Here is a 26,788-nt window from a genome sequence, read left to right on the forward strand (position 1 = left end):
GTCAGCCGTGCTTGCGGCAGACCAGCATGACATTGGCGAAGGGCTTGCCCTCGCTCATCGGGGCCGATTCCACGTCGAAGCCGAGGTCCGTCAGCAGCGCGGTCCAGTCGGCCAGCGAGCGGCAGTACAGCTGCGGCAGCCGGTGGCCGCGGGCAAAGGTGACCACGTGGTCGACCCAGTTGGAGATGTGGAACGGCAGGCCGGCGCTGGCGTCGCCGATGCGGGTCAGGAACAGGCCGCCTTCGGGCAGTGCGGCGTGGATGCGCTTGAGCACCTTGGTCTGCTGGGCATGGTCGAAGTAGTGCAGCGCATCGAGAATCGTGACCGCGTCGACCTGGCCGAAGTCGACCGCGTTCATGTCGCCCTGCTCCACCCGCACCACCGGGTGGTCGCGGCCGAAGGTGTGGGCTGCGCGGTCGACGTCGTTCTGCATCAGCTCGACGCCCCGCATGCTGCGGAACCGGGGCGGCGCCGGCCAGTCGGCCTGCCACTGCCCCTGTTCGTGGAGCCGGCGGGCCGCCAGCAGCCACGCGAAGAGGCTGCCCTGGCCGCAGCCGAGGTCCAGCAGGCGGCCACCGGCCGGCAGCAGCCCGCGCCGCAGCATCTCGCGAAAGATCGGGTCGGTGCCCAGCTTGCCGCGGGCGTAGTGGTGGGCGAACGGCCCTCCGGAACGGAAGCCCTTGGTGGCCTCATCCAGCAGCAGAGGAAAGAAGGTCTGGCTCATTGCAGGGATTGTTGCAGGGTCACCGGCCGCAGCCGCTGCGCCCCCAGGGACTGCAGCAGCACCGGCAGGGTCGAGAGGATGACGGGCAGGCCGTCGGGCGTGAGCGCGGCGTGCCCGTCGTGCATCAGGAGGATGTCGCCAGCGCCCAGTCCGCGGGTCAGCCGCGCCAGCACCCGCTCCGGCCGGCCGTCGCGCGTGTCGTAGGGGCGCCGCGTCCAGGCCGCCAGCCGCAGGTCCAGCGACGCCAGCACCGGGTCGAGGAAGGGGTTGCGCAGCCCGGCGGTGGGCCGGAAAAACAGCGGCGCCTGGCCGGTGATGTCGGCCAGCGTGGCCTGTGCGGCAGCGATGTCGGCGCGCATGCGGCCGGGGCCGAACAGCGAGAACGCGTTGGAGTGGGAGTCGCCGTGGTTCTCCACCCGGTGGCCGCGCGCCACGATCTCCCGGCACAGCGCCGGATGCAGACGGGCGCGCCAGCCGATGCAGAAAAAGGTGGCTCTGGCCTCCGCGGCATCCAGCAGGTCCAGCACCTGCGGCGTCACCTTCGGATCGGGCCCGTCGTCGATGGTCAGCGCGACCTCGCCGCGCGCCTGGGCGGCGGCCGGCAGGCGGGTGAGGTTGGGCCCGAGCAGGGTGGTCCGCGGCAGCAGTCCGGCGGTGGTGATCACCGCGTGGTTGGCCACCACCGCGCCCAGCGCCCAGGGCCAGGTGGACGGGTCGACCGCCGCCCCCACCGCCGCACCGGCGTGCAGCACGGCCGAGGCCTTGAGAAAGGGGGACGGCGACCAGGGTCTGCTCATGCCTGGGCGTCGAAATGGCCGGCGTCCAGGAAGCGCCGCCACAGTGGCAGCCAGGCGGACCAGTCGTGGTCGCCCGGCAGCACTTCGCAGCGCGGCAGCGGCAGGTGCTGCGCGAGCAGCGACATGCCGTCGGCGAACCGGTCCCGGTCGCCATAGCCCATGAACATCGGCACGGACAGCGGGGGGGACTGCAGCCAGTGCCACAGGCGCACGTCCGGGTCGCTCATCTGGTCGTCGGTCGCGATCCAGCTCGCCAGGCCACCGGCGCGCACGATGGCGTTGGTGGTGAGGCGCCCGCCCGCATAGGGCGCGAGCAGGCACAGACCGTTCACCGCGCCCACCTGCCCCGCCCAACAGGACAGCGCCAGTTGCCCGCCACGCGAGATGCCGCCCAGCCACACGCGCCGGTAGTGCTTGCGCGCAGGGGCCAGCCACTCGTCCTCAAGCCGCCTCAGCGCGATCCGGTTGTCGGCCCCCTCCGCGTGCAGGTCGGGCGCCACCAGGTCCAGCGCCAGCCGGCGCTTCGCCAGCTCGTCGAACAGGCCGGCCTGCACCATGTGCTGCGGCGTCATCAGCGCCCCGGGCAACATCAGCAGCAGGGTGTCGGCCCCCTGGAGCAGGCGCTCGGTCGGGTTCACGGAGCGGCCCCGCTCGGCGGGTGAGCCGGCTTCGGGTACACCAGCACGGCCGACAGAACCAGCGCCAGCAGGGCGCCCGGGCCGACGGTGATGCCCACCGCCTGCAGCACCGGCACGCTCGAACTGGCGAGCGTGCCGAAGCCGATCACCGTGGTCAGCACCGCCACCCCCATCGACAGCAGGGTGGCCGGGTCCAGCGGTTCGCCGTCTCCGGGGTGGTCGAGGAACAGGGCGTAGTTGGAGCCGACCGCAAAGATCAGGAGCAGGCCCACCAGGTGCAGCAGGTGCAGCCTGACACCCGCGAGATTCAGCATCACCATCACCAGGCCCACGGCGAGTGCCAGCGTGAACAGCACCCGGGCCAGCCGCAGCACCGAGCGCAGCGAGACCGCAAGCAGCAGCGCGATGGCCAGCACCCCCAGCAGGGACAGCTCGACCGCCTCGTCGACATAGGTGGCGTACAGACCCTCGAACTCGGTCTTGAGGTCGACGAACAGGGCCCCGCTGCCAGCCAGCGCCTGCTCCACCGGCTGGGCCGGGATGGCGGCATCGGGGACGCCCGGCGCCGGGCGCAGCGGCAGCATCACGGTCCAGTGCCCGTCCTTGCCGTGGATCAGCAGGGAGTCCACCGCCAGCGCCAGGGCGCTGCCGTCGAGGTCGGCACGGGTCATCGGCCCGGCGGCGCGCGCCGCCTCGGTGTCGGCGATGAAGGGTTCGAGCCGCGCCGCGGACAGCGGGGCATCCACCAGCGCCCGCTGCAGGCGCTCGCGCAGCACCTCGGCCGGCGGCAGACTGGCCAGGCGCTGCTGCTGCAGCTGCGCGCTGGGCAGGAAGCGGGCGGGCGAGTCGTAGCCGCCGATGACGCCCTGCTCCACCAGCGCGTCCAGCCGCTGCCCGACCTTCTCGGCCGCCTGCAGGGCCGCTTCCTGGCTGTCGGCGCTGACCGTCACCAGGTAGCGCGCGTCGGGCGCCGCGAGGTCGGAGCGCATGCGCGCGTCGGCGTTCGCCTCGTCCGCGGTGACCGAGGACAGCGCGGACAGGTTGGCGCTCCAGAGCGAATCGCGCTGGACCCATAGGTAGGCCGCCACGACCACCGCCAGCCCCACCATCGCCCAGCGCAGGTGGTGCGCCCGACCGAGCAGCGCCATCCAGCGCCGCACCCAGACCTCGTGTGCCGGCACGCGCAGGCCGGGCCCGGTCAGCGAAGGCAGCACGAAGCGCGTGACCAGCGCCGCCGTGACGACGCCCGAGAGCGCGTACAGACCCAGCTGGGCCAGCCCCGGGAAGCCCGAGAACAGCAGCGCGCCGAAGCCGATAGCGGTCGTCATCACGCCCAGCCGGATCGTCGGCCAGAACACCCGGCGCCACTGGTCCACGCCCTGGTGGCCGGCCTGAACAAAGTAGTAGATGGCGTAGTCCACCGCCTCGCCGATCAGCGCCGAACCGAAGCCCACCGTGACCCCGAACACCGTGCCGTGCACCAGGCTGACCATGGCGATGCCGGCCAGCGTGCCGCTGAGCACCGGGATCAGGCCCAGGGCCAGCAGCTTGAACGAACGGTAGACCCAGAACAGCACCAGCCAGATCGCGATCGAGCTCATCAACGAGAGGCGCTTGGCCTCGCTCTTGATGGTCTCCCGCGCCTGCACCGCGAACTGGCCCGGGCCGGACAGTGCCATCGTCAGCGCGGTGTGACCGGTGGATGTGCGAGCCTGCTCGAAGGCGGCATGCACCTTGTCGATGGCCAGCGCCTGTCCATCGGTGTCCGAACCGAGCACCCGCGTCTGCAGCAGCAGCATGGCGCGTTCGCCGTCGCGCGAGGCCCAGACGCCCGCGCGCATCTGGGGCTGGGCGCCGGGGTTGAGCTGACCCAGGATGGACAGCACCTCGCCGGTCGGGTCGCGCGCCAGGTAGGGCTTGAGCAGCATGCCCGCGGGCGAGGACAGCAGGTCGATGGTGTCGGTCACTGCCGCGCGCAGGCCGTCCTCGGTGAAGCGCTCGGGCGAGACGGACGGGCTGAGCGCGTAGCGGTGCGCCAGCAGGCGGTCGCGCTCGCCCTCCAGGCCACCGGCCTCACCGTTCTGGACCGAGAGAAAGTCCGGGTCGGCCGCCAGCGCCTGGCGCAACGCCCGCGACACCGCCGCCCGCTGCTTCTCGTCGCCGCCCTCGACCGCCACCATCAGCAGGCGCGAGACGGACCCGTCCTGCAACTGCTCCACCAGGGCGCGCTGCTCGGCGCTGGGATTGGACGGCAGGAAGAACGACATGTCGGCCGTGAACCGGCTGTTCCAGACCACGGCCAGACCGGCCAGCATCAGCGCCAGCCAGACCAGGAAGACTCGGACCGCCGCGGACTTCACTGGGCCTCGATCGGGTCGATGCTGATTTCCGAACGGTCGCCGTCAGCCTGGAGGTACTCGATGTGCCGCACCTGGTTCCGGCTGCCGCTGACCGTGATGCGCTTGAGCAGCGCCAGGATGGTGTCGTCCCTGGGCACCAGGGTCAGCACCCAGCGCTGGCTTTCACCTTCCAGCGCGAGCGCGTAGTCCTGCTCCAGCGCCTTGCGGTTGCCCGATAGGGTGCTGCGGATGCTCTCGACGAAAGCCTGCGCCTCCGGGCGGTTGGCCAGGTGGATGGTGAACTTGCGCTTGTCGCGCTCCAGGCTCAGGGTGTCCTTGTCCAGCACCATGGTTTCGGGTTTGGGCAGCAGGGTGCGTTTTTCCAGCCGGTCCGGCGGGCTGAACAACATCTCGCCGCTGGCCCGCACCGGCTTGTCCAGCAGCGCCACATGGCGCGTCTCGACGAAACGAGCGCGACCGCCCTTCTGCGTCGCCAGTTCGCTCATCAGCTGGTCGATGTCGAAGGCGGCCTGGGCACTGGTCCAGAGGCCCAGGCCCAGCAGGGCCAGCACAAAACGTCGCATCATTTTTTTTGCCAGAAATCGAAGAAATTGAACCAGTTGTAGGGGGCCTTGTGGCACAGATCGGCCAGGCTGTCGGCGTAGCGCTGCACCGCCTCGCGGATCGCGGCGTCGCGGCCACTGCGTTCGACCTTGGAAAAGTCGGCCAGTTCGACGAAATGCAGCTCGTAGCGGTTGCCGCCCAGATAGAGACCGGCCATCAGGAACACCGGCCGGCGCAGCATCGCCGCCATGCGCCAAGGCCCCAGCGGGAATGCAGCGGGAGAGCCCAGGAACTCCACCTCGTGCGTGGCGTCATCGCCCAGCGAACGGTCGGCCAGCATGCCCACCAGATAGCCCTGGTCGAGTTTGTCGCGCGCCTCCAGCATCGACTCCATCTGCCCCAGGGAAATGATATCTTGCATCGCCTTGGGGTTGATCGCGGCCAGCGTGGCGTTGATCTTTCGGGCGTTCTGCTCGTACATCATCATCGCGACCTTGAGCCCCTCCTTGCCCCGCCCCATCGCGCGCAGTACCTCGAAACTGCCCAGGTGGGCGCCGACCAGCAGCGCCCCGGGCTGGCTGCGCACCGACTCGATCAGCGCCTCGCCACCGTGGACCTGGATGTCGAACACGTCGAAACGGTCGTTGAGCAGGTAGATGCGGTCGTGGATGGTGCTGGCAAAGCTGAACACATGCCGGAAGCCGTCGCGCCAGAGCGCCCAGCGGCCCAGCACCCGGCGCAGATAGGCCCGGCTGGCCCGGCGCGCGGCCGGCGCGAACAGCACGAAGTACGCCGCAATGGCGTGCAGAACGACGCGGCCGATGCCCCGGCCGAAGGTCAGCGAAATCCAGACCATCAGGCGCAGGATCGCCAGGTTGCTGCGCTCCTGGCGCCGCATCCACTCGGGCTGGGCGCTGTCCGTGGGGTCGGGAAGGCTCATGGCGCAGGTGGCAGCAAACCGCCGGACGCCACCTCGCGGTCGCCACAGTGCACCGAAAACGCCAGCCCGCCCCGCGTGCCCTCGCGCAGCACGAAGACCAGCTCATCGTCCGGGCCACAGGGGCTGAGGAACTTCACCTGCGTGACCTGCCAACCGGCCAGCGGACCACCCCGCAGCCGCTGGGCCATCTGCACCGCGCGGTCGAGCAGCACCACCCCCGGCACGATGGGATGGCCGGGGAAATGTCCAGCGAACGCCGGGTGGTCGGCGGGCACGCGCCAGGTCTGATCAAGCAGGACCATGGTGACTCCCCGGCCCGACATGCAGGCGGTACAGCTCCTGCAGCGTCGAGCGCATGAGCTTGCCAGTGCTGTTGCGCGGCAGGGCCTCGACAAACACCAGCGGGCGCGGCAGGAACACGCGGTCGATGCGCTGGCGCAGCGCCGCCTGCAGCGACCGCGGCGGCACGCCGGGCGCGACGACGAAGGCGGTGAGCCGGGTGATGCCATCGGCCGACTGGTCGGCCTCGTCGGGCAGGAAGAAAGCCCCCTCCTGCACCCCCTCGATGGCGCACAGCTGGTGGTTGAGGTAGGCCAGCGAGCTGCGCTTGCCCGCGATGTTGACCAGGTCGGCGTGGCGTCCGTGCAGCAGGAAGCGCCCACCGTCCTGCAGCTCGATGATGTCCGACAGCGGCACGACGCCTTCCACATGCCCCTCACAGGCGCTGGTGGTGTCGGCGTGCTGCACCAGGCGCACGCCGGGCAGGAGCTGCCAGACGGCGCCAGCGGTGGTGCGGCGGGTGGCCAGCTGGCCCGACTCGGTCGATCCGTAGATCTCGTGCACCGGCGCGCCGCTGTGCGATTCGACACGGGTCGCCAGTTCGGTGCCCAGCGGCGCGGTCGCCGACAGGCAGATGTCCAGGGCCGGCCAGTCCAGACCGGACCCCAGCAAGGTACCCAGGTGGTAGGGCGTCGTCACCAGCATGCGCGGCTGCGGCACGGCGGTCAGCGCGTCGACCACGTCCTGCGGAAAGAACGGCTTGCCGCTCCAGAAGCTGCACCCGCCATGCAGCGCCAGCAGGAAGGTGGACTCGAAACCGTAGCTGTGCTGCACCGGCACTGTGCCGACCAGCACATGCGGCCGTCGGTCCAGCCCGAGCGCCACCGCTTCGGCGCGGCCGTTCTGCACCAGGCGGCCCCAGGTCTTGGCGTGCGGCTGCGGCAGGCCGGTGGACCCGGAGGTGAACAGGATCGCGACCACACGGCCCTCGTCGATCTCGGGGACACGGTCCACCGACACGCGGTTCAAGGCAGCGAGATCCGGGAACGGCAGGCTCGGCAGCCCGGCCACGTCGAACGGCCCGTCGACCACGGCGAAACAGCCGGGATGTTCCTGCGCCAGGCGCTGCAGCGTCTCGGCCGAATGGGACGATGGCTGCAGGCTGACCTTGCCCGTCAGCAGGCAGGCCGCGAACAGCACCGCGAAGTGGTAGCGGTCTTCGCAGAGGTTGAGCACACCGGAGCCTGCTGGCAGCAGCGCCGCCACGGACAGGGTATCGGCCAGGAACTCGCGCACCCGGACCGGCCCGGAAGGACGCCAGGCCAGGACATCGTCCAGCCCGTGACCGGTGATCGGCTTCACTTGGTGCGCTGGCTCGCGATGTGTTCCGAGAGGGAGCGCAGCGAGGCGAAGATCTTGACGTTGTTCTCGTTGTCCGACTTGAGCTGGAAGCCGTACTGCTTGGAAATGACCAGCGAGATCTCCAGCATGTCGATCGAGTCCAGCCCCAGACCTTCGCCATAGAGCGGATCGTCGGGCTGGATGTCTTCGGGCGTCACGTCGAGGTTGAGCGCCTCGACGATCAGGGCGGCGACCTCGGCCATGAGGTCGTTCAGGGGAGTCTGTGGGGCTTGGGACATGGTCGGTCTCGGTGAATCAGGGGGCGGGCGCGGCGCGGAACGCCAGCACGGCGTTGCTCCCGCCGAAGGCAAAGGAGTTGGACAGCGCGGCCCTTAGCGGCACGCCTTCGCGCCCTTCGAACACGTGGTCCACCCCTTCGCAGGCGGGATCCAGCCGCCCCTGGAGGTGGGCCGTCGGGGGAATGGCTCCTTCGCGCAGGGCCAGCACGGTTGCCAGGGCCTCAATCGCGCCGGCGGCACCGAGCAGGTGGCCATGCATGGACTTTGTGGCGCTGACCGCCAGGCGCGGGGCCCGGTCGCCGAACACCTGGCGCAGGGCCGTGATTTCAACCGGATCGCCCTCGACCGTCGCGGTGCCGTGGGCGTTGACGTAGCCAATCTCGTCCACCCCGAGCCCGCTGTCGGCCAGCGCTGCGCGCAGGGCCCGCGCCTGGCCATCGGCCTCGGGGCGCACCAGGTGGCTGCGGTCGCAGCTGGACCCGTAACCGACGATCTCGGCGTGGATGCGGGCGCCCCGGGCCACCGCATGGTCCCAGTCTTCCAGCACCATGGCGGCGCCCCCCTCGCCCAGCACCAGTCCGGCGCGGTCGGAGGAAAAGGGCCGGCAGGCCATGAAGGCGGTGTCCTCGTTGCCCGGCGCCACCAGGCGCATGGCTTCCCAGGCCTTGGCCACACCGTAGGCCTGCGTGGCATCGGAACCACCGGTGATGGCCACCGTGGCATCGCCGTCGCGCACGCGGCGAAAGGCCTCGCCGATGGCCACCGTTGAGGACGCACAGGCCACCGTGTGGCTCATGCTGATGCCACCGAGCCCGAGCTGGATCGACAGGTGGGCGTTGACGGCGTTGTTCATGCCCATGACCACCGACAGGGGCGACAGGCGCTCGCGTCCGTTCTGCCACAGGTCGCGGTAACCCTTCTCGAAGGCCAGGATGCCGCCGAGGGCGGTGCCCCAGATGCAAGCCCAGTTCTCACGCTCGGCCGGATCGGCGGCCTGGCGCTCCAGACCGGCATCCCGCCAGGCGTCGAACGCGGAGGCCACACCGAGGTGAGCAAACCGCTCCATCATGCCGGCCAGGGGCTTGCCCAGGGCAGCGCCCGCATCGAAGCCGCTGCAGGTGACAAAGGGCATGTTCAGAGGACGGGGCTTGTCCTCGGTCTGCAGCAGGCGCACAGCCGATCGGCCTGCCAGCAGGTGTGCGAAGAAGGCATCGACGCCGTCTCCGTACGGGCTGACCATGCCAAGGCCCGTGATGGCGACTCGGCGGCGGGTCATGGTCGGCCGGTCTTGGCAGCCTGCAGCGAATCGATCAGGGTCACCATGTCGCCGACCGTCTTGGGGGGCGGCACATTGGAATCGATCGAGATGCCCAGGCGGTCTTCCGCCTCGAACATCAGTTCTGCCAGCATCAGCGAGTCCACGCCGATGTCCGCCAGGCGCGCCTCATGGACGACCAGTTGCGGATCGGCGCCCAGTCGCTCGTGAAGGAATTGACGGATCAGTTCGGTCGATTGCATGACATACATTTCATGGCTGGCCAGTGGCCTGACACCGGCGCCGGACGCGGAACCCAGATGGACCGCAGGGCCAGCACGAAGCCCGGCGCAGACCGCCGAACATCTCATTTTTGGAAGCTTTCGATTGTACAGCCCGCACCTTCGGGGACCCGGTCCCCTCGCCCTGACATGATCCCCTCGATGGAGACCCTGGCGCCGGCCGCCGAGGGCTGGTGGTCGCGGGTATGGCAACGCATCTGTTTCCAGACCTGGCTCAAGGCCATCGGCACCAGCGCCTTCATGTTCCTGTTCTTCCGCGCCTATTTCGCGCTGCTGGAGAACCCGCAGGCCGATCCCACGGTCATGCCCGAAATCTGGCTGGACCATTGGGTGCAGTTCACCCCCTCAGCGTTTCCGGTCTACCTGTCGCTCTGGGTCTATGTGTCGCTCGCACCCGCCCTGATCGGCAACCTCCGGGCCCTGATCTGGTTCGGCGTGTGGGTCGGCGCGCTGTGCCTGACCGGACTGGCCATTTTCTGGGCTTGGCCCACGCAGACGCCGGTGTTCGACGTCGACTGGGCGCTCTACCCGGGCCTGGCCCTGATCAAGGGCGTGGACGCCGCGGGCAACGCCTGCCCGTCGCTGCACGTGGCCTCGGCGGTCTTCAGCGCCTGCTGGCTGCACCGCCTCCTGCGCCAGCTCCGGACGCCGGTCTGGGTGCTGTGGCTGTCCGCGCTGCATTGCGTGGCCATCGCCTGGTCGACCATGGCCACCCTGCAGCACGTAGCGCTGGACGTGCTGGGCGGCGCCGCGCTGGGGTTGCTGTTTTCGGCCGCGTCCCTGGCCCACATCCGGGACACGACCCCGCGCCCCCTCAGTCCCGCAAGACTTTGAGCACTTCGGAGTGAAACTCGCGGCTGTAGAGAATGGCCACCACGGCCATGGTGCCCAGCACCATCGCCAGCGGCGAGATGAACCACGCCAGCGCCGCGAACGAGAAGTAGTAGGCGCGCAGGCCGTCGTTGAAGGTTTCGGCGGCGGCGCCCACCATGGCCGCCGCCCGGTGGGCGTACTCCTGGGCATCGAACTTGCCGGACTGGAAATCGGACGGCGGCGGCATGGATCCGATCACCAGCGCCACAAACGTGTACTGCCGCATGCACCAGGAAAAGCGGAAGAAGGCGTAGACGAAGATGCTCACGAGCACGAGGATCTTGAACTCGAAGACGATCAGCGGCGTCGCCTGGGCGAACGGGATCTCGCTCATCAGCTCGGTCGCCTTGTCGGTGGTGCCCAGCAGGGCGAACAGACCACCGATGACCAGAATGGACGTGGAAGAAAAGAACGCCGGCGTGTTGGAAAGGGTCTGCGTAATCAGACCATCGAGCATGCGCGGGTCGCGCATCGCCGCCTGCTTCATCCAGTAGCCCCGGTAGCGGTTGGTGGTGATCAGCAGCGAGGACCGGCGCTGCCCGAGCACCTTGGCGAACCAGGCGTAGCCCACCCACAAGGCAAAAAAGCAGACCAGCGCCAGCCAGTCTGCCCAGGGGAGGATCGAGAAAATTTTCATGGCCGGGATGGTAAGGCCCATCCCGGCCACGGACACAGGTGCCGACCCGTGGTCAGCCCTTGAATTTCGCAGCCACAGACGCCACCCGCTCACCGAACAGGCGGGCCGTCTCCAGATCGCCCGGCAGCATGTCGGCGGCGCCGGCATCGGATGGCGACTGGGCGATGGCGCCGCTGTAGCTCACCAGGTAGTTCACGTCGTTGCGCTGCGCGCCCTTGGTGTTGCTGGGCATCAGGCCCTGGCTGACCCAGATCATCCCGTGCTGCATGGCCAGGGTGAACAGGGTGTTCAGCGTCTGCAACTTGTCGCCGTTCATGCCAGCGCTGTTGGTGAAGCCTGCGGCCACCTTGTCTTTCCATTTCTGGGCAAACCAGGGCTTGCTGGAAGCGTCGGCGAACTTCTTGAACTGCCAGCTCACCGAGCCCATGTAGGTCGGCGAGCCGAAGATGATCGCGTCGGCCGCATCCAGCGTTTCCCAGCCACCTTCGGGCAGGTTGCCATCGGCGTCGATCGCCAGCAGCTCCGCGTCAGCGCCCTGGGCCACCGACTGCGCCATGCGCTGGGTGTGACCGTAACCCGAGTGATAGACCACGACAACTTTTGCCATTTGTGACTCCTGAGTGAATGCGCCGGAGCGCGGGATGGTGAAAAGAGACAGAGGGCCAGGCCCCGCTCACTGGGACAATTCGAACACCAGCACCTCGGCGCTGTCGCCGTGTTCGAGCACGATGCGCTCCTCCTGGGCCAGCAGTGCGGCGTCGCCACCCTGCAGGCGCTGGCCGTTGACATCGAGCGCGCCACGGACGAGGTGCACATAGGCCTTGCGCGCCGGGTCGATGGCCAGCTCGGCGCGCTGCTCACCGTCGAACAACCCGGCGTGCAGCGAGGCGTCGGCGTGGATGGTGACCGAGCCCTGCGCACCATCGGGTGACGCCACCAGGCGCAGCCGGCCGGTCTTCTCCGCCGAGTCGAAGGCCTTCTGCTCGTAGCCGGGCTCGATGCCGCGCCGGGACGGCTCGATCCAGATCTGCAGGAAGTGCGTCACGCTGTTCGGCGCATGATTGAACTCGCTGTGCATCACGCCGGTGCCGGCGCTCATGCGCTGCACCTCCCCCGGCGGGATGCCCTTGACATTGCCCATGCTGTCCTTGTGCGCCAGGTTGCCCTGCAGCACGTAGCTGATGATTTCCATGTCGCGGTGACCATGCGTGCCGAAACCGGTGCCCGGGGCGATCCGGTCTTCGTTGATCACGCGCAGGTTGCCCCAGCCCATCCAGGCCGGGTCGTGGTAGCCCGCGAACGAAAAGGAGTGGTGGCTCTTGAGCCAGCCGTGGTCGGCATAACCACGGTCCTGGGAGCGGCGGATTTTCATCATGTGGGTCTCCTGCTGGCGCCGGCAGAGTGCCGGCATGGGAGTCATTGTGGGCACGGCGCCCACCTGGGAGGTCGCAGGAAATTGTTGGCACCATTCAATCCAGTTGAATGAAAATGTCTCCACAACCACTTTCCCGATGGTGATTCCATGGCCTCCACCGCCCCCCGGTCTGCCCTGTCTCCGGAAAACCTGGGCCTGCTCGAAGCGGTCGCGCGACTGGGCAGCATGGCCGCCGCGGCCCGTGAGCTGGGCATGGTGCCCAGCGCCCTGACCTACCGGGTGCGGCAGGTCGAGGACGCGCTGGACGTGCTGCTGTTCGACCGCAGCGCGCGCCGCGCCCAGCTCACCCCTGCCGGGGCCGAGCTGCTGCGTTCGGGCCAGTACCTGCTGGACGAGCTCGATGCGGTGGCCCAGCGCGTCAAGCGGGTCGCCACCGGCTGGGAGCCGCAGCTGACCATCGCCACCGACGCGGTCATGGCACGCAGCACGCTGTTTGAACTGTGCGAAGCCTTCTACGCCACGGGCGCCCCGACCCGGCTGAAGATCCGGGCCGAAACCCTCTCGGGCACGCTGGAGGCGCTGCGGGGTGGCCTGGCCGACCTGGCGCTCGGGGTGTCGGCCGACGCCTCGCTGCCGGACATCCAGACCGCGCCGATGGGCCAGCTGCGCTTCGTGTTCGCGGTGGCGCCGCACCACCCGCTGGCGGACATCGAGCACAGCATCGGGGACGACGAAATCCGCCCGCACCGGGCGGTGGCGGTGGCCGACAGCACCCAGCGCGGCAACGGGCAGTCGTTCAACATCCTGCCCGGGCAGGACGTGCTCACCGTGCCGACCATGCAGCACAAGCTCGAAGCCCAGCTGCGCGGCCTGGGCTGTGGCTTCCTGCCCTTGCCACTGGCCCAGCCCTACATCTCGGCCGGCCACCTGGTGGTCAAGGCGGTCCAGCGCCCCAACCACGTCTTCCGCGTCGGCTATGCCTGGCGCCGGCCGCACAGCGGCGAGGCCGGCCAGGCCATGCGCTGGTGGCTGGAACGCCTGCAGCACCCGACCACCCGCAGCGCCCTGCTGGAAAACCATCACGTGGGTTGAGGCGCCGCAAGCCTGCAACCGCATCTGCACTGCTACAGTGCTCTCATCCCAACCCACTGCGCCACACCATGAACAACAAGAAGGCTCCCAGCAAACGCACGACCTCTGCCCGGGCTCCCAAGGTGACCGAGCCGCTGCACTTTGCAGTGATCGGCGCAGGCATGGCCGGCGTGGCGTGCGCACGAACACTGCTGCAGGCAGGCCTCCGCGTCTCGGTGTTCGAAAAGAGCCGCGGCTTCGGCGGCCGCATGGCGACCCGCCGCACCGAGTTCGGCGGCTTCGACCACGGCGCCCAGTACTTCACGGTGCGGGACAGCCGCTTTGCCCGCGTGCTGCTGACCGCCCAGGCCCAGGTGCGCCCCTGGAGCGTGAGCACGGTGCGCGTGCTCGACGCCTTCGGCCATGTGCTGGCCAGCGCCCCGCCGCCCACCGAACCCCACTTCGTCGCCGTGCCGGGCATGAGCGGCCTGGTGAACCACTGGGCCCAGCCCCTGGCCCAGCCCGAACTGCACGGTCACCTGCCGGCCCGCACCTTCACCGGCACCCGTGTCCACCACATCGAGCGCGACGCGCTGCACCCCGAGCAGTGGCAGCTGCGGGCCGAAGACGCCGATGGTGGCCAGATGGTGATCGGCGGCTTCGACCGCGTTCTGCTGGCCGTGCCGCACATGCAGGCGCACGACCTGCTGCAGTCCTCCGGCCTGGCCCCCGACCTGCGCCAGGCGCTCACCGAGGTGCAGGTGGCGCCCTGCTGGACGCTGATGGTGGCCTATCCCAACGCGATGCAGCCGGGCCTGGCACACCTGGGCCCGCAGTGGAACGCCGCGCGCAGCACCCACCACCGCATCAGCTGGCTCGCCCGCGAGAACAGCAAGCCCGGGCGCGAGCGCATCGAGCGCTGGACCGTGCAGGCCAGCCCGGCCTGGTCCACCAAACACCTGGAAGACGATGCCGAGCGCGTCAAGGCCAAGCTGCTCAAGGGCTTCGCCGAGATCACGGGCATCCGCGCCACGCCACCCCACGCCGTCGTGCACCGCTGGCGCTACGCGCAGACCCAGACCCCGCTGGGCCGGTCGCACCTGTTCGATCCGGCGCTGGGCATCGGCCTGTGTGGCGACTGGTGTCTGGGCCACCGGGTCGAGGACGCCTTCGTGTCCGGGCTCGAACTGGCGCTTGCGGTGATCTGACACAACCGTGGCATCCGGCTACCGCGGACGTTTCGCCCCCTCTCCTACCGGCCCGCTGCACGCGGGTTCCCTGGTCGCGGCGCTGGCCAGCTGGCTGGATGCGCGGGCACACGGCGGGGCGTGGCTGGTGCGCATCGAAGACGTGGACACGCCTCGCTGCGTGCCCGGGGCCGACTGGCTCATCCTTGAACAGCTGGCCGCCTGCGGCCTGGTGTCCGACGAGCCCGTGTGCTGGCAATCCACGCGCGGCGCCCACTACCAGGCGGCGCTGGACCGGTTGATCGCACAAGGCGATGCCTACCCCTGCGCCTGCTCGCGCAAGGACATCGAAGCCGCCCTGCACGCCGCCGGCCGACACCGCGAACGCCACCACGCCGCCGTCTACCCCGGCACCTGCCGGCCCGAGCGCGGCGGCCTGCAGGGCAAGGCGGCTCGCGCCTGGCGGCTGCAGGTCGACCCCGGTGAGATGCACTGGCAGGACCGGCGCCTCGGGGCTCAGCAGCAGGATGTGGCCGCCGAGGTGGGCGACTTCGTGCTGCGCCGCGCCGATGGCCTCTGGGCCTACCAGCTGGCGGTCGTGGTCGACGACGCCGCACAGGGCATCACCCATGTGGTGCGCGGCGAGGATCTGGCCGACAACACGCCGCGCCAGATCCTGCTGCAGCGTGCCCTGGGCCTGCCCACGCCCTCGTACCTGCACACACCCCTGGTGCGGGACGCCAGCGGAGAAAAGCTGAGCAAGCAGAACGGGGCCAAGGCCCTGGACCTGCGCGATCCGCTGGCGGCGCTTCAGACGGCGGCCGCGGAGCTGGGCCTGCCGGGTGCGGCCGGCCCGCTGCACGAGGCGCTAGCCACCTGGACCCGCGCCTGGCCCTGGCGCGAACCGATCACCGGCTGACGCGGGATCAGGTACGGACCTTGCCGTCGCCGGTCAGCATAGAGAGCTCGACAAACGACGACGCGACGTGGTCTTTCGGGCCGAGGGAGATCGCATAGCCCTCGAACGAGGTGTCGCCAATTGCCTCCAGTCCGCTGATCAGACCGTCGCGGCCCGAACGGCCGCCCGCGCGCCGCAGGCCTTCGGCCACCAGCCTGGCGGCGAGATAGCCTTCCAGACTGGAGAAGTTGGCCTGCACCTTGTTGCCGCCCTGGGCGATGGCGTCCCTGAACTCGCGGGTGATGGGTTTGGCGGTGCTGAACGGGTTGGGCACCACCTGCGACACCACCACGCCGGCCCCGTCCTTGCCCAGCTCATCGGCCAGCGCCTGCGTGCCGACGAAAGACACGTTGTAGAAGCTGCCGCCGAAGCCGGCCTTGCGTGCCGCGCGGATGTACGCGGCGCAGGATTTGTAGGCGCTGATCTGCACCACGGCCTGCGGGTTGGCGGCGTTGATGGTGGCCACCGCCGCCGCCACGTCCACGCTGTTGCGCTCGACCGTGCCGGTCGCCACCGGCTTGAGGCCGCGGCTGGCCAACGCCAGCACGGTGCCGTCCAGACCGGCCTTGCCATAGGCATCGTTCTGGTGGAACACCGCGACCCGGGTCAGCCCGAGGTTGACCAGGTTCTTGACGATCAGCTCGGTCTCGTCGTTGTACGAGGCCCGCAGGTGAAAGGCCATGCGGTTGAACGGCTGGCGCAGCGACATGGCGCCGGTGAACGGGGCGATGAACGGCATGTCGGCCTTGGTCGCCAGCGGCAGCGCCGCCACGCTGGTGGGCGTGCCGATATAGCCGAACAGCGCGAACACGTCCTTGTCCAGCAGCTTCTGGGTGTTCTCTGCGCAGCGGTCCGGCTCGTAACCGTCGTCCATCTGCTCGATCTCGACCCGGGCCCGGCCCGAGCCCTGGGCGTTGTACTGGTCAAAGAACAGCTTGGCGCCTGCGTGGAACTGGATGCCCAACTGGGCGGCCGCGCCGGTGAAGGCGGCCGACTGGCCCAGCACGATGCGGTTGGACGACTGCGCCCGCAGCGCGGGCACCGCCAGGGCGGCGGCTCCGGCGATGCCACCGGCAAAGGCTCGGCGGGTCAGGCCGCGGCGGATGGAAGAGGTGTGGTGTGTCATGAATTCCCAACGAAGATGCCGCGAATGCTAACCATGGCTCACACCTTGTGAAGCAACTTTCATACGCCCGATGGGACCGCCCATCGCGCAGCCTGGCAAGGCACATTCTTTTTCAGTACAGCACCGCACCTACAATCACGCACCCCGGGCGATCCATGGCCTGCGGCAGCCTCACATGTCCGACGACTCCACGCCCCACACCCCAGATGCCGCCCAGCCGGGCACACCGTCCAAGCCCTTCATGCGCGTGGTCAAGAGCTACGTGCTGCGCACGGGCCGCGTAGGCCCCGGCCAGCAGCGTGCCTACGAGCAGTTCGGTCCGCGTTTCCTGCTGCACTACGACGCGTCCACCCTGCTGGATCCGGTCGCGGCCTTTGGCCGGCAGGCACCGCTGATCATGGAAATCGGCTTCGGCATGGGCGGCGCCACGGCGCAGATCGCCCAGGTGCGGCCGGGCGACAACTTCCTGTGCTGCGAGGTGCACGAGCCGGGCGTGGGCGCCCTGCTCAAGCTTTGTGGCGAACAGGGCATCGAGAACATCCGCATCTTCCGCCACGACGCGGTCGAGGTGCTGGACCACATGCTGCCCGAGCAGAGCCTGGACGGCGTGCACATCTTCTTCCCCGACCCCTGGCACAAGAGCCGCCACCACAAGCGCCGTCTGATCCAGGGGCCGTTTGTGAACCGGCTCGCGCGCCACCTCAGGCCCGGGGGTTACCTGCACCTGGCCACCGACTGGCAGCCCTACGCCGAGCAGATGCTGGCGGTGCTGAGCGCCGAACCGCTGCTGCAAAACACCGCGCCGGCCGACGGTGACGGCTACGCGCCCAAGCCCGACTACCGCCCGCTGACCAAGTTCGAGAACCGCGGCCTCAAGCTCGGCCACGGCGTCTGGGACCTGGTGTTCCGGCGGGTCTGAGCCCGCCGCAAGGCTCAGTCGTCCGTTGCTTCGTCTTCGTCGTCGTCGAGCACCGCGTCGGCCCCGGCGCCGATGATCTTGCCGCCGATGCGGGCAGTGCCCACGGCGGCATCGACCGCGAGGCCGGCCACGCCCACCACCGCCGAGGCCGCGACATCGGCCACCGCGATCACCGCGCAGCCACCCAGCAGGGGCACCGACAGCAGCAGCGCGCCCAGCACGCGCCAGCGGCGGGCGGAACGTTCAGAACACAGGGGCGGCACAGCAATCATCGCGGCGGGGTCTGGGTGAGAAGGCGCAGAGAATACCCGCTTCCACCATGGCCCGTCCGCCGAAAAACCCCCTGATCCCGACCCGCGACGGCGTTTCGCCCAGTTGCGTGGCGCTGCCGCTGCTGCCTGCGGGCGACAGTCGCTGGCCGACCCTGCTCGACTTTCTGGCCGAGCGCCTGCCGGCGGTGGACCGCGGCGCCTGGCAACAGCGCCTGTCCGACGGCCAGGTGCTGGACGAACACGGCCAGCCGGTGCGCGCGGACAATGCCTACCGGGGCGGCGGCCGGCTCTACTACTGGCGTGCGCTGGACGACGAGCCCGAGATCCCGTTCGAGGCCACGGTGCGGTTCCAGGACGCGCACCTGCTGGTGGTCGACAAGCCGCACTTCCTGCCGGTCACCCCCACCGGCCGCTTCGTGCGCCAGAGCCTGCTGGTGCGGCTCAAGCAGGCCACCGGCATCGACACGCTCAGCCCGATCCACCGCATCGACCGCGAGACCGCCGGACTGGTGGTGTTCAGCCTGCGCCCGCAGGACCGCGGTGCCTACCAGGCGCTGTTTCGCGAGCGCTCGGTAGACAAGGTCTACGAAGCGATGGCGCCGCTCGACCCTGCGCTGGCGCTGCCCCGGGTGCACCGCAGCCGCATGGCCGAAGACCCCGAAGCGTTCTACCGCATGACCGAAGTGGACGGCGAACCCAACAGCGAAACCGCCATCGCCCTGCTGGAGTGTCGCGGCGCCTGGGGCCGCTACCGCCTGGAGCCTGTCACTGGCAAGCGCCACCAACTGCGCGTGCACATGGCCGCGCTGGGCCTGCCGCTGGCGGGCGACCAGTTCTACCCGCGCGTGCGGCGCGGGCCAGGAGAGCCTGAGGATTTCGCGGACCCACTGCGCCTGTTGGCGCGTGCCATCGCGTTCACCGACCCGGTGACGGGCGAGCAACGGAGCTTTGAAAGCGGGCTGGACCTCAAATGGCCCAGCCCGGGCTGAGATCTACAGTTTTTCAGAAACCCAGGCCTGCACCGACGCCAGCGCCTTTGGCAGACCCGATGCATCGGTGCCGCCGGCCATGGCCATGTCGGGCTTGCCGCCGCCCTTGCCGCCCACCTGCTGGGCGACGAAGTTGACCAGTTCACCTGCCTTGACCTTGCCCACGCTGTCGGCCGTCACACCTGCGGCCAGCTGCACCTTGCCGCCGTCCACGGCGGCCAGCACGATGGCGGCGGTCTTGAGCTTGTCCTTGAGCTTGTCCATGGTCTCGCGCAGGGCCTTGGCGTCGGCGCCGGCCAGCGTGGCCGCCAGGACCTTGATGCCCTTGACGTCCACCGCCTGATTCACCAGCTCGTCGCCCTGGGCCGACGCCAGGCGGCTCTTGAGCGCGTTCATTTCCTTTTCCAGCTCGCGCATCTGCTCCAGCAGCGCGCCCACGCGGGCCGGCACCTCGCCCGGCGCCACCTTGAGCGTGCCGGCCACGCCGCCCAGCGTGTCTTCCATGCCCTGCACATAGCGCAGTGCGTTCAGGCCGGTGGTGGCCTCGACGCGGCGCACGCCGGCGGCCACGCCACCCTCGGCGGTGATGGTGAAGAAACCGATGTCGCCGGTGGCCTTGACGTGCGTGCCGCCGCAGAGTTCGCGGCTGCTGCCGATGTCCAGCACGCGCACGGTGTCGCCGTACTTCTCGCCGAACAGCATCATGGCGCCGGTGGACTTGGCCGATTCGATGTCCATCACGCGTGCCTGGGTCGGCGCGTTGGCGACGATCTCCATGTTCACGCGGCGCTCGATCTCGCGGATCTGGTCGTCGGTCACGGGCGCGTTGTGCGTAAAGTCGAAGCGCGTCTTCTCGGCATCGACCAGCGAGCCTTTCTGCTGCACGTGGGCGCCCAGCACCTCGCGCAGGGCCTTGTGCATCAGGTGGGTGACCGAGTGGTTGCGCATGGTCGCGGCGCGCTGGTCGAGGTTGACCGAGGCGGTGACACTGTCGCCCACGGCCAGCGTGCCCTGCTCCACCGTCCCGTGGTGGCCGAACACGTCGGCCTTGATTTTCTGGGTGTCGCCCACGGCGAACCGGGCCGAGCCGCTGGTGATGACGCCCTCGTCACCCACCTGGCCACCGCTTTCGGCGTAGAACGGGGTGGTGTCCAGCACCACGACGCCTTGCTGGCCGGCCTTGAGTTCCGCCACGGGCGTGCCGTCCAGGTACAGGGCCACGACCTTGGCAGGCGCCTCAAGCCGGTCGTAACCGACGAAGGTGTTGCCGGCGCCGCTGTACTCCAGCGCCTTGTCCATCTTGAACTTGCCGGCCGCGCGGCCCTTGGCCTTCTGGGCTTCCATGGCGGCGTGGAAACCGGCTTCGTCCACCGTCAGGCCACGCTCGCGGCAGACGTCGCCCGACAAGTCGAGCGGGAAGCCGTAGGTGTCGTGCAGCTTGAAGGCCACATCACCCGGCAGCACCTTCGCGCCGTCGGCCAGCGCGGCATCGAGGATCTCCATGCCGTTGGCCAGGGTTTCGTAGAAGCGCTCTTCCTCGGCCTTGAGCACCTCGGTGATGCGTTGCGCCTGAGAGGCCATGTTGGGATAGGCCTCGCCCATCATTTTCACCAGATCGGGCACCAGCTTGTGGAAGAACGGGGTCTTCTGGCCCAGCTTGTAGCCGTGGCGGATGGCGCGGCGGATGATGCGGCGCTGCACATAGCCACGGCCTTCGTTGCTGGGGATCACGCCGTCGCTGATCAGGAACGAGGTCGCGCGGATGTGGTCGGCGATCACCTTCAGCGAGGGATTGCTCAGGTCAGCGGTGCCAGTCTCGCGGGCGGCGGCCTTGATCAGCACGTCGAAGATGTCGATCTCGTAGTTGCTGTGCACGTGCTGCAGGATGGCGGCCAGGCGCTCCAGGCCCATGCCGGTGTCCACGCAGGGGGCGGGCAGCGGCGTGACCGAGCCGTCTTCCTTCATGTCGAACTGCATGAACACGTTGTTCCAGATCTCGATGAAGCGGTCACCGTCTTCGTCGGGGCTGCCCGGAGGGCCGCCGGGGATCTCGGGACCGTGGTCGTAGAAGATCTCCGAGCAGGGGCCGCAAGGACCGGTGTCGGCCATCATCCAGAAGTTGTCGCTCTTGTAGCGGCCGCCCTTGTTGTCGCCGATGCGGATCACGCGCTCGGGCGGCAGACCGATTTCCTTGGTCCAGATGTCGTAGGCCTCGTCGTCCTCGGCGTACACGGTCGCCAGCAGGCGCTCGGGCGGCAGCTTGTAGACCTCGGTCAGCAATTCCCAGGCCCACTTCAGCGATTCGCGCTTGAAGTAGTCACCGAAGGACCAATTGCCCAGCATCTCGAAGAAGGTGTGGTGGCGGGCGGTGTAACCCACGTTCTCCAGGTCGTTGTGCTTGCCGCCGGCGCGCAGGCAGGCCTGGACGGAGGCGGCACGCACGTAGTTGCGCTTGTCGGTGCCCAGGAACACGTCCTTGAACTGGACCATGCCCGAATTGGTGAACATCAGCGTCGGGTCGTTGCCCGGCACCAGCGGGCTGGACGCCACCACGGTGTGGCCCTTGGAGGCGAAGAAATCCAGGAAGGTCTTGCGGATGTCGGCGACGGAAGCAACGGCGGGGGCGGTCATGGTGGCCTGTCTTTGGGGGTTATCGGTGGGTGGCGCCGGCTGACGCAGACGCGAAACCCGGTATTTTGCGGGCGCGAAGCCCGCCATTTTCGCAAACTGCGGGGTCACCCGGCGTGGCGGTGGTCGCTGAGGAAGCTCAGCACGCGCGGATCGTCGGTGAAGGCGACGTTGAAACGGAACCAGGGGCTGGGCTGCAGCTCCGGGTCGAACAGGTGGCCGGGGCCGAGCAGGATGTCCTGTTCGGCCGCCTGGTAGGCCAGTTCGGTGGCGTTCTGGATGTCGGGGTGGCGCGCCCAGAGAAACATGCCGGCCTTGGGTTCGCAGAACAGGTCGAAGCCCAGACTCTCCAGCGCCTGGCCCACCCGCTGGTGCGCCTGCGCCAGCCGCTCGCGCAGGCCGCGCAGGTGCTTGCGCCAGCGGCCGTCCACCAGGGCGCCGTAGGCCAGCCGCTCACTGAACTCGGACGAGGTCAGGCCCGAGATCATCTTGAGCTGGGCGAAGTCCTCCAGCAGATCCGGCGGCGCCGCCATGAAGCCCACCCGGATGTTGGGTGAGATGGTCTTGGAAAAGCTGCTGATGTAGACCACGCGCTGCAGCTGGTCCAGGCTGGCCAGCGAGGGGCGCGGCTCGGGGTCCAGGTCGGCGTAGATGTCGTTCTCGACCACGGTGAACTGGTGCTGCTCGGCCAGCAGCACCACGCGGTGCAGGTGGGCCAGGTTGGCGACCGAGCCGGTGGGGCTCTGCAGGCGCGGCTGGGTGAAGAACACCTTGGGCTGGTGCTCCTTGACCAGCGCTTCCAGCGCCGCCAGGTCGTAGCCGTCGGGCGTGCGCGGCACGCCGATCAGGCGCGCGCCCAGGAAGCGCAGCGAGAACAGCATGTTCGGGTAGCCGGGGTCGTCCACCAGCACCGCGTCGCCCGGGCGCACCAGGCGGCGCGCCACCAGGTCCATCGCCTGGCTGGAGCCCTGGGTGAGCAGCACCTGGTCGGCGCTGACGGCGATTTCCTGCTCGGCCAGCAGGTCGCGCACCAGCTGGCGCAGCGGCATGAAGCCCTTGGGTTCGCCATAGCCGCCCAGGTCCACGTTCTCGGCCGCCAGCGTGCGCAGGCTGCGCCGCATGCCTTCCTCGAACAGCCAGTCGCCGGGCAGCCAGCCGCAGCCGGGCTTCATGCGCAGCGCCCGCGCCTCGAACACCCGGCGCAGGTACCACATCGAATCGAAGTTGTAGTTGGCCGCCTCGGCCGGTGCGTTGCCGGCGCTCAGCCGGGCCAGGGCCTCGCGCTGGCGCACGAAAAAGCCCGAATGCGGGCGCGACACGAAGTAGCCCAGCGCCACCAGCCGGTCGTAAGCGTCGACAACTGTATAGGTGCTGACACCGTGCGCGTGCGCGAACTGGCGGATCGAAGGGGCCTTGGAGCCCGGTCGCAGGCCACCGCTCTGGATGGCGGCGCGGAAACCCTCGACGATCTGCACCACCAGCGGGGTCGCGCCTTTCGGGTTAAGGGAGAACATGGTCGGGGGGAATTGGGGTTTGTCTGTACAGGCCGACAGGGCTATACAGTGCATCGCTGTGCAGCCAGTGTCTGTATATGTTAGCCGTCGGCTTTGGCGCCTACAGTGCGCCCCAGTCTGAAACTTGTTCACGAACGGAGCCCCAGCATGCAACGCGAACCCCACTTCACCAACGCCGCCCTGATGGCCCGCCGCCGCGCCGCCCTGCCCAACGGGCTGGGCCAGGGCTTCGAAATCTTCGCCGACCGCGCCGAAGGCGCCGAGGTCTGGGACGTCGAAGGCCGTCGCTACATCGACTTCGCGGGCGGCATCGCGGTGCTGAACACCGGCCACCGCCACCCCGCGCTGGTCAAGGCCGTGGCAGACCAGCTCGAGCGCTTCACGCACACCTGCTTCCAGGTGCTGGCCTACGAGTCGTATGTGGAACTGGCCGAAAAGCTCAACGCCATGGCGCCGGGCAACTTCGCCAAGAAGAGCTTCTTCCTGACCACCGGCGCCGAAGCGGTGGAAAACGCGGTCAAGGTGGCCCGCGCCTACACCAAGCGCTCGGCCGTCATCGCCTTCGGTGGCGGCTTCCACGGCCGCACCCTGATGGGCATGGCCCTCACCGGCAAGGTCGCCCCGTACAAGGCGGGTTTCGGACCCTTCCCGGCTGAAGTCTTCCACGCCAAGTTCCCCAACCCGCTGCACGGCGTGAGCGAAGACGACGCCATCGCGTCGGTGGAAGCGCTGTTCAAGTACGACGTGGAGGCTTCGCGCGTGGCCGCCATCATCCTGGAGCCGGTGCAGGGTGAAGGTGGCTTCTACGCCGCGTCGCCCGCCTTCGCCCAGCGCCTGCGCGCCCTGTGCGACCAGCACGGCATCCTGCTGATCGCCGACGAAGTGCAGACCGGCGCCGGCCGCACCGGCACCTGGCTGGCCTGCGAGCAGTGGGGCGTGGCGCCCGACGTGATCACCATGGCCAAGTCGCTGGCCGGTGGCATGCCGCTGTCGGCCGTGATCGGCAAGGCCGAGGTGATGGACGCCGCTGCCGTGGGCGGCCTGGGCGGCACCTACGCCGGCAACCCGCTGGCCTGCGCGTCCGCGCTGGCGGTGATCGAGACCTTCGAAAAGGAAAACCTGCTGGCGCGCAGCCGCGCCGTGGGTGAGCGCCTGACCAGCCGCCTCAAGGCCCTGCAGGCGCAGCACAACTGCATCGCCGAGGTGCGCGGTCTGGGCGCCATGGTGGCCATCGAACTGTGCAAGAACGGCGACCCGCACCAGCCCGACGCAGAACTGACCAAGCGCATGGTGGCCGAGGCGCAGAAGCGTGGCTTGATCCTGCTGAGCTGCGGTGTGTACGCCAACGTGATCCGCGTGCTGGTGCCGCTGGTGGCCAGCGACGCCCTGCTCGACGAGGGTCTGGACATCATGGCCGCTTCGCTGGCTGCTGCGCTGGCATGACGGCGCCCGATCGCATGAGCGCCCAGCCGCCCCGGCCGCTCGAGGGCGTGCGTGTGCTCGATCTGTCGCGCGTGCTGGCCGGTCCCTGGGCCGGCCAGATGCTGGCCGACTACGGCGCCGAGGTGCTCAAGGTCGAGCGCCCAGGCGCCGGTGACGACACCCGCACCTGGGGCCCGCCGTGGTGGGGCGAAGGCGAGGCGCGCGTGGCCGCGTACTTCGTCTGCGCCAACCGCGGCAAGCGCTCGGTGGCGATCGACATCGCCTCGCCCGAAGGCATCCAGACCGTGCGCGAGCTGGCGCGCGAGGCGGACGTGCTCATTGAAAACTACAAGGTCGGCCAGCTGGCGCGCTACGGCCTCGACGCGGTGAGCCTGCAGGCCATCAACCCGCGCCTGATCTATTGCTCCATCACCGGCTACGGCCAGACCGGACCACTCGCTCACCGCGCCGGCTATGACTTCGCCATACAGGCCGAAGGCGGCCTGATGAGCATCACCGGCAACAAGGGCGAAGAGCCGCAGAAGGTCGGCGTCGCCGTGACGGACCTGATGACGGGCGTCTACGCCACCACCGCCATCCTCGCCGCGCTGCACGAGCGCGCACGCACGGGCAAGGGCCGGGTGATCGACGCCGCACTGTTCGACGTGCAGGTGGCCATGCTGGCCAACCAGGCCAGCAACCAGCTCATCGGTAACAAGACCCCGACGCGCATGGGCAACGCGCACCCGAACATCGTGCCCTACCAGGTGTTCCCCACGCGCGACGGCCACATGGTGCTGGCGGTGGGCAACGACGGCCAGTTCGCCAAGTTCTGCGACGCCGCCGGGCAGCCCGCGGTCTCGCGCGACGCGCGCTTCTCGACCAATCCGGCGCGCGTCGAACACCGCGCCACGCTGGTGCCGCTGATCACCGGCTGGACGATGACGAAAGACACGGCCGAATGGGTCGCCCTGCTCGACCAGGCGGGCGTGCCCTGCGCACCGATTCTTGACATTGCTCAAGTCATGGAACATCCGCATGTGGCGGCGCGCGGAATGGCGCTACAACCACGCGACGCGTCGACCCCGCCCATGGTCGCCAACCCCATGCTGTTCGATGGCCAGCGCCCGGTCGCCGACCTGCCGCCGCCCGCACTGGACGCGCATCAGGCACGGTGGTTGCATACCTCCTGATGATCCGCCCACCGGGCCCGCTCCCACACACAACCCAAGCGTTCATGACCACCAGCTCCGCACTCGTCACCTTCACCGGTGTGCAGAAAACCTACGACGGCAACACCCTGGTGGTGCGCGACCTCAACCTCGAGATCCAGAAGGGGGAATTCCTTTCACTGCTGGGCCCGTCGGGCTCGGGCAAGACCACCACGCTGATGATGCTCGCCGGCTTCGAGTCGCCGACCTCGGGCGAGATCGCACTCAACGGCGTGCCCATCACGCGCACCCCGCCGCACAAGCGCAACTTCGGCATGGTGTTCCAGAACTACGCACTGTTCCCGCACATGACAGTGGCCGACAACATCGCCTACCCGCTGACGGTGCGCAAGCTCGACAAGAACGAGATCGACACCAAGGTCAAGCGCGCGCTGGACATGGTGCAGATGGGCCACATGGGCCAGCGCTATCCGTCGCAGATGTCGGGCGGCCAGCAACAGCGCGTGGCCCTGGCGCGCGCCCTGGTGTTCGACCCGCAGCTGGTGCTGATGGACGAGCCGCTGGGCGCGCTGGACAAGCAGCTGCGTGAGCACATGCAGATCGAACTGAAGGCCCTGCACCGCAGCCTGGGCGTGACCTTCGTCTATGTCACGCACGACCAGAGCGAAGCGCTGACCATGTCCGACCGCGTGGCCGTGTTCAACGAGGGCGTGATCCAGCAGATCGACCAGGTCGACCGCCTCTACGAAACGCCCGCCAACCGCTTCGTCGCCGGCTTCGTGGGCGACAACTCCGTGCTCGACGCGCGCGTGATCCACAACAACGGTGACACCTGCGAGGTGCAGCTGGCCGATGGCACGCACCTGCACGGTATCAACGTCAACCACGCCCAGGTCGGCGACACGGTGCAGTGCAGCGTGCGGCCCGAACGCATCGCCGTGGTGGACGCCGGCCACAGCGCCGGCAACCGCGTGGCCGCGACGATCTCCGACGTGATCTATTTCGGCGACCACCTGCGCCTGCGCTGCCATGTGCCCGAGCAGCCCGAGATGAGCGTCAAGGTGCCGCTGCAGCACCAGGGCCACATGCAGGCCGGGCAGACGGTGCACCTGCACCTGCCGCCCACCCATCTGCGCGTGTACCGCTGAGCCCTTTCCCCCGTTCCTC

27 protein-coding genes are annotated in these 26,788 nt (G+C 69.0%); 9 read left to right on the top strand and 18 right to left on the bottom strand.

What is annotated here, in order from left to right:
• Position 1 precedes the first annotated feature (1 nt).
• From DD542_RS08220 to DD542_RS08270, 11 genes are read right to left on the bottom strand one after another with little or no spacing between them, the layout of a single operon-like run.
• Positions 2–724: a class I SAM-dependent methyltransferase gene (locus DD542_RS08220; protein ID WP_127804991.1), complete on the bottom strand. Its 723-nt coding sequence runs from the start codon at positions 722–724 to the stop codon at positions 2–4.
• On the bottom strand, positions 721–1,521 hold the full coding sequence (locus tag DD542_RS08225; RefSeq protein ID WP_127804993.1) for a polysaccharide deacetylase family protein: 801 nt from the start codon (positions 1,519–1,521) through the stop codon (positions 721–723). The genes DD542_RS08220 and DD542_RS08225 overlap by 4 nt, the downstream gene beginning before the upstream one ends.
• On the bottom strand, positions 1,518–2,159 hold the full coding sequence (locus tag DD542_RS08230; protein ID WP_206610780.1) for a hypothetical protein: 642 nt from the start codon (positions 2,157–2,159) through the stop codon (positions 1,518–1,520). The genes DD542_RS08225 and DD542_RS08230 overlap by 4 nt, the downstream gene beginning before the upstream one ends.
• Entirely contained in the window at positions 2,156–4,519 is a 2,364-nt protein-coding gene (locus DD542_RS08235) for an MMPL family transporter (protein WP_241559723.1), read from the bottom strand. Before DD542_RS08235 ends, DD542_RS08230 begins: the two co-directional genes overlap by 4 nt.
• Entirely contained in the window at positions 4,516–5,085 is a 570-nt protein-coding gene (locus tag DD542_RS08240; RefSeq protein ID WP_079367193.1) for an outer membrane lipoprotein carrier protein LolA, read from the bottom strand. Before DD542_RS08240 ends, DD542_RS08235 begins: the two co-directional genes overlap by 4 nt.
• The gene (locus tag DD542_RS08245) at positions 5,082–6,002 is read right to left on the bottom strand and encodes an acyl-CoA synthetase (RefSeq protein ID WP_206610781.1); all 921 of its coding nucleotides are present in this window, start codon (positions 6,000–6,002) and stop codon (positions 5,082–5,084) included. The genes DD542_RS08240 and DD542_RS08245 overlap by 4 nt, the downstream gene beginning before the upstream one ends.
• Positions 5,999–6,304, bottom strand: a complete 306-nt coding sequence (locus DD542_RS23915) for a hypothetical protein (protein WP_079367192.1) — start codon at positions 6,302–6,304, stop codon at positions 5,999–6,001. The genes DD542_RS08245 and DD542_RS23915 overlap by 4 nt, the downstream gene beginning before the upstream one ends.
• Positions 6,291–7,643 (bottom strand): AMP-binding protein, encoded by a 1,353-nt coding sequence (locus tag DD542_RS08255; protein WP_127804995.1) that lies wholly within the window; start codon positions 7,641–7,643, stop codon positions 6,291–6,293. The genes DD542_RS23915 and DD542_RS08255 overlap by 14 nt, the downstream gene beginning before the upstream one ends.
• Positions 7,640–7,921 (bottom strand): phosphopantetheine-binding protein, encoded by a 282-nt coding sequence (locus DD542_RS08260; RefSeq protein WP_066158346.1) that lies wholly within the window; start codon positions 7,919–7,921, stop codon positions 7,640–7,642. The genes DD542_RS08255 and DD542_RS08260 overlap by 4 nt, the downstream gene beginning before the upstream one ends.
• Positions 7,922–7,937: 16 nt before the next feature.
• Entirely contained in the window at positions 7,938–9,197 is a 1,260-nt protein-coding gene (locus DD542_RS08265) for a beta-ketoacyl-[acyl-carrier-protein] synthase family protein (protein WP_127804997.1), read from the bottom strand.
• A complete protein-coding gene (locus DD542_RS08270; RefSeq protein WP_066158342.1) occupies positions 9,194–9,439 on the bottom strand; it encodes a phosphopantetheine-binding protein in 246 nt (81 codons plus the stop codon). Before DD542_RS08270 ends, DD542_RS08265 begins: the two co-directional genes overlap by 4 nt.
• A 168-nt stretch (positions 9,440–9,607) precedes the next feature.
• Here DD542_RS08270 and DD542_RS08275 point away from each other — a divergent pair, with 168 nt between their 5' ends.
• Positions 9,608–10,312, top strand: a complete 705-nt coding sequence (locus DD542_RS08275; RefSeq protein WP_241559724.1) for a phosphatase PAP2 family protein — start codon at positions 9,608–9,610, stop codon at positions 10,310–10,312.
• Here DD542_RS08275 and DD542_RS08280 read toward each other — a convergent pair.
• From DD542_RS08280 to DD542_RS08290, 3 genes are all read right to left on the bottom strand, one after another.
• Positions 10,293–10,988, bottom strand: a complete 696-nt coding sequence (locus DD542_RS08280; RefSeq protein ID WP_066158472.1) for a DUF599 domain-containing protein — start codon at positions 10,986–10,988, stop codon at positions 10,293–10,295. The genes DD542_RS08275 and DD542_RS08280 overlap by 20 nt on opposite strands.
• Before the next feature lie 52 nt (positions 10,989–11,040).
• Positions 11,041–11,595, bottom strand: coding sequence for a flavodoxin family protein (locus tag DD542_RS08285; protein WP_066158339.1), 555 nt, complete (start codon positions 11,593–11,595; stop codon positions 11,041–11,043).
• 66 nt (positions 11,596–11,661) lie between these two features.
• Positions 11,662–12,363, bottom strand: coding sequence for a pirin family protein (locus DD542_RS08290; RefSeq protein WP_079367187.1), 702 nt, complete (start codon positions 12,361–12,363; stop codon positions 11,662–11,664).
• Positions 12,364–12,510: 147 nt separating this feature from the next.
• Here DD542_RS08290 and DD542_RS08295 point away from each other — a divergent pair, with 147 nt between their 5' ends.
• The 3 genes from DD542_RS08295 (at position 12,511) to gluQRS (ending at position 15,540) form a co-directional block, all read left to right on the top strand.
• Positions 12,511–13,455 carry a LysR family transcriptional regulator gene (locus DD542_RS08295; RefSeq protein WP_066158335.1) on the top strand — a complete coding sequence of 315 codons (945 nt, stop codon included), beginning with the start codon at positions 12,511–12,513 and terminating at the stop codon, positions 13,453–13,455.
• Between the two features lie 68 nt (positions 13,456–13,523).
• The gene (locus tag DD542_RS08300) at positions 13,524–14,642 is read left to right on the top strand and encodes an FAD-dependent oxidoreductase (RefSeq protein ID WP_127804999.1); all 1,119 of its coding nucleotides are present in this window, start codon (positions 13,524–13,526) and stop codon (positions 14,640–14,642) included.
• Positions 14,643–14,649: 7 nt separating this feature from the next.
• Complete coding sequence (gene gluQRS / locus DD542_RS08305) at positions 14,650–15,540, top strand: tRNA glutamyl-Q(34) synthetase GluQRS (protein WP_127805001.1); 891 nt, start codon at positions 14,650–14,652, stop codon at positions 15,538–15,540.
• Positions 15,541–15,547: 7 nt separating this feature from the next.
• Here gluQRS and DD542_RS08310 read toward each other — a convergent pair whose 3' ends face one another.
• The gene (locus DD542_RS08310; protein WP_066158331.1) at positions 15,548–16,705 is read right to left on the bottom strand and encodes an ABC transporter substrate-binding protein; all 1,158 of its coding nucleotides are present in this window, start codon (positions 16,703–16,705) and stop codon (positions 15,548–15,550) included.
• 175 nt (positions 16,706–16,880) lie between these two features.
• On the opposite strand from DD542_RS08310, the gene trmB reads away from it, so the two are divergent.
• Positions 16,881–17,624 (top strand): tRNA (guanosine(46)-N7)-methyltransferase TrmB, encoded by a 744-nt coding sequence (gene trmB, locus DD542_RS08315; RefSeq protein ID WP_206610782.1) that lies wholly within the window; start codon positions 16,881–16,883, stop codon positions 17,622–17,624.
• 14 nt (positions 17,625–17,638) lie between these two features.
• Here the strand turns inward: trmB and DD542_RS08320 are convergent, their stop codons facing one another.
• A complete protein-coding gene (locus DD542_RS08320; RefSeq protein WP_127805005.1) occupies positions 17,639–17,896 on the bottom strand; it encodes a hypothetical protein in 258 nt (85 codons plus the stop codon).
• Between the two features lie 47 nt (positions 17,897–17,943).
• Between DD542_RS08320 and DD542_RS08325 the strand changes: the two genes are divergently transcribed.
• A complete protein-coding gene (locus DD542_RS08325; RefSeq protein ID WP_127805007.1) occupies positions 17,944–18,885 on the top strand; it encodes a pseudouridine synthase in 942 nt (313 codons plus the stop codon).
• Positions 18,886–18,888: 3 nt separating this feature from the next.
• Here the strand turns inward: DD542_RS08325 and alaS are convergent, their stop codons facing one another.
• Positions 18,889–21,516, bottom strand: a complete 2,628-nt coding sequence (gene alaS, locus DD542_RS08330) for an alanine--tRNA ligase (RefSeq protein ID WP_127805009.1) — start codon at positions 21,514–21,516, stop codon at positions 18,889–18,891.
• A gap of 104 nt (positions 21,517–21,620) precedes the next feature.
• Complete coding sequence (locus DD542_RS08335) at positions 21,621–23,027, bottom strand: PLP-dependent aminotransferase family protein (RefSeq protein WP_127805011.1); 1,407 nt, start codon at positions 23,025–23,027, stop codon at positions 21,621–21,623.
• Between the two features lie 147 nt (positions 23,028–23,174).
• On the opposite strand from DD542_RS08335, the gene gabT reads away from it, so the two are divergent.
• The 3 genes from gabT to DD542_RS08350 are packed head-to-tail and all read left to right on the top strand — an operon-like array spanning position 23,175 to position 26,769.
• Positions 23,175–24,470 (top strand): 4-aminobutyrate--2-oxoglutarate transaminase, encoded by a 1,296-nt coding sequence (gene gabT, locus DD542_RS08340; protein WP_127805013.1) that lies wholly within the window; start codon positions 23,175–23,177, stop codon positions 24,468–24,470.
• Positions 24,467–25,642, top strand: a complete 1,176-nt coding sequence (locus DD542_RS08345; protein ID WP_127805015.1) for a CaiB/BaiF CoA-transferase family protein — start codon at positions 24,467–24,469, stop codon at positions 25,640–25,642. Before gabT ends, DD542_RS08345 begins: the two co-directional genes overlap by 4 nt.
• Before the next feature lie 44 nt (positions 25,643–25,686).
• Positions 25,687–26,769 carry an ABC transporter ATP-binding protein gene (locus DD542_RS08350; protein ID WP_127805017.1) on the top strand — a complete coding sequence of 361 codons (1,083 nt, stop codon included), beginning with the start codon at positions 25,687–25,689 and terminating at the stop codon, positions 26,767–26,769.
• The last annotated feature ends 19 nt before the right edge of the window (positions 26,770–26,788 follow it).

It is taken from the genome of Hydrogenophaga sp. NH-16, assembly GCF_004006415.1.
Lineage (GTDB): Bacteria > Pseudomonadota > Gammaproteobacteria > Burkholderiales > Burkholderiaceae_C > Hydrogenophaga > Hydrogenophaga pseudoflava.

What these genes read in the sequence shown, in the direction of transcription:
- DD542_RS08220 (WP_127804991.1), bottom strand. Translation starts at nt 724, where the DNA reads ATGAGCCAGACCTTCTTTCCTCTGCTGCTGGATGAGGCCACCAAGGGC.
- DD542_RS08225 (WP_127804993.1), bottom strand. Translation starts at nt 1,521, where the DNA reads ATGAGCAGACCCTGGTCGCCGTCCCCCTTTCTCAAGGCCTCGGCCGTG.
- DD542_RS08240 (WP_079367193.1), bottom strand. Translation starts at nt 5,085, where the DNA reads ATGATGCGACGTTTTGTGCTGGCCCTGCTGGGCCTGGGCCTCTGGACC.
- DD542_RS08245 (WP_206610781.1), bottom strand. Translation starts at nt 6,002, where the DNA reads ATGAGCCTTCCCGACCCCACGGACAGCGCCCAGCCCGAGTGGATGCGG.
- DD542_RS23915 (WP_079367192.1), bottom strand. Translation starts at nt 6,304, where the DNA reads ATGGTCCTGCTTGATCAGACCTGGCGCGTGCCCGCCGACCACCCGGCG.
- DD542_RS08260 (WP_066158346.1), bottom strand. Translation starts at nt 7,921, where the DNA reads ATGTCCCAAGCCCCACAGACTCCCCTGAACGACCTCATGGCCGAGGTC.
- DD542_RS08265 (WP_127804997.1), bottom strand. Translation starts at nt 9,197, where the DNA reads ATGACCCGCCGCCGAGTCGCCATCACGGGCCTTGGCATGGTCAGCCCG.
- DD542_RS08270 (WP_066158342.1), bottom strand. Translation starts at nt 9,439, where the DNA reads ATGCAATCGACCGAACTGATCCGTCAATTCCTTCACGAGCGACTGGGC.
- DD542_RS08275 (WP_241559724.1), top strand. Translation starts at nt 9,608, where the DNA reads ATGATCCCCTCGATGGAGACCCTGGCGCCGGCCGCCGAGGGCTGGTGG.
- DD542_RS08280 (WP_066158472.1), bottom strand. Translation starts at nt 10,988, where the DNA reads ATGAAAATTTTCTCGATCCTCCCCTGGGCAGACTGGCTGGCGCTGGTC.
- DD542_RS08285 (WP_066158339.1), bottom strand. Translation starts at nt 11,595, where the DNA reads ATGGCAAAAGTTGTCGTGGTCTATCACTCGGGTTACGGTCACACCCAG.
- DD542_RS08290 (WP_079367187.1), bottom strand. Translation starts at nt 12,363, where the DNA reads ATGATGAAAATCCGCCGCTCCCAGGACCGTGGTTATGCCGACCACGGC.
- DD542_RS08295 (WP_066158335.1), top strand. Translation starts at nt 12,511, where the DNA reads ATGGCCTCCACCGCCCCCCGGTCTGCCCTGTCTCCGGAAAACCTGGGC.
- DD542_RS08300 (WP_127804999.1), top strand. Translation starts at nt 13,524, where the DNA reads ATGAACAACAAGAAGGCTCCCAGCAAACGCACGACCTCTGCCCGGGCT.
- DD542_RS08310 (WP_066158331.1), bottom strand. Translation starts at nt 16,705, where the DNA reads ATGACACACCACACCTCTTCCATCCGCCGCGGCCTGACCCGCCGAGCC.
- trmB (WP_206610782.1), top strand. Translation starts at nt 16,881, where the DNA reads ATGTCCGACGACTCCACGCCCCACACCCCAGATGCCGCCCAGCCGGGC.
- DD542_RS08320 (WP_127805005.1), bottom strand. Translation starts at nt 17,896, where the DNA reads ATGATTGCTGTGCCGCCCCTGTGTTCTGAACGTTCCGCCCGCCGCTGG.
- DD542_RS08325 (WP_127805007.1), top strand. Translation starts at nt 17,944, where the DNA reads ATGGCCCGTCCGCCGAAAAACCCCCTGATCCCGACCCGCGACGGCGTT.
- alaS (WP_127805009.1), bottom strand. Translation starts at nt 21,516, where the DNA reads ATGACCGCCCCCGCCGTTGCTTCCGTCGCCGACATCCGCAAGACCTTC.
- DD542_RS08335 (WP_127805011.1), bottom strand. Translation starts at nt 23,027, where the DNA reads ATGTTCTCCCTTAACCCGAAAGGCGCGACCCCGCTGGTGGTGCAGATC.
- gabT (WP_127805013.1), top strand. Translation starts at nt 23,175, where the DNA reads ATGCAACGCGAACCCCACTTCACCAACGCCGCCCTGATGGCCCGCCGC.
- DD542_RS08345 (WP_127805015.1), top strand. Translation starts at nt 24,467, where the DNA reads ATGACGGCGCCCGATCGCATGAGCGCCCAGCCGCCCCGGCCGCTCGAG.
- DD542_RS08350 (WP_127805017.1), top strand. Translation starts at nt 25,687, where the DNA reads ATGACCACCAGCTCCGCACTCGTCACCTTCACCGGTGTGCAGAAAACC.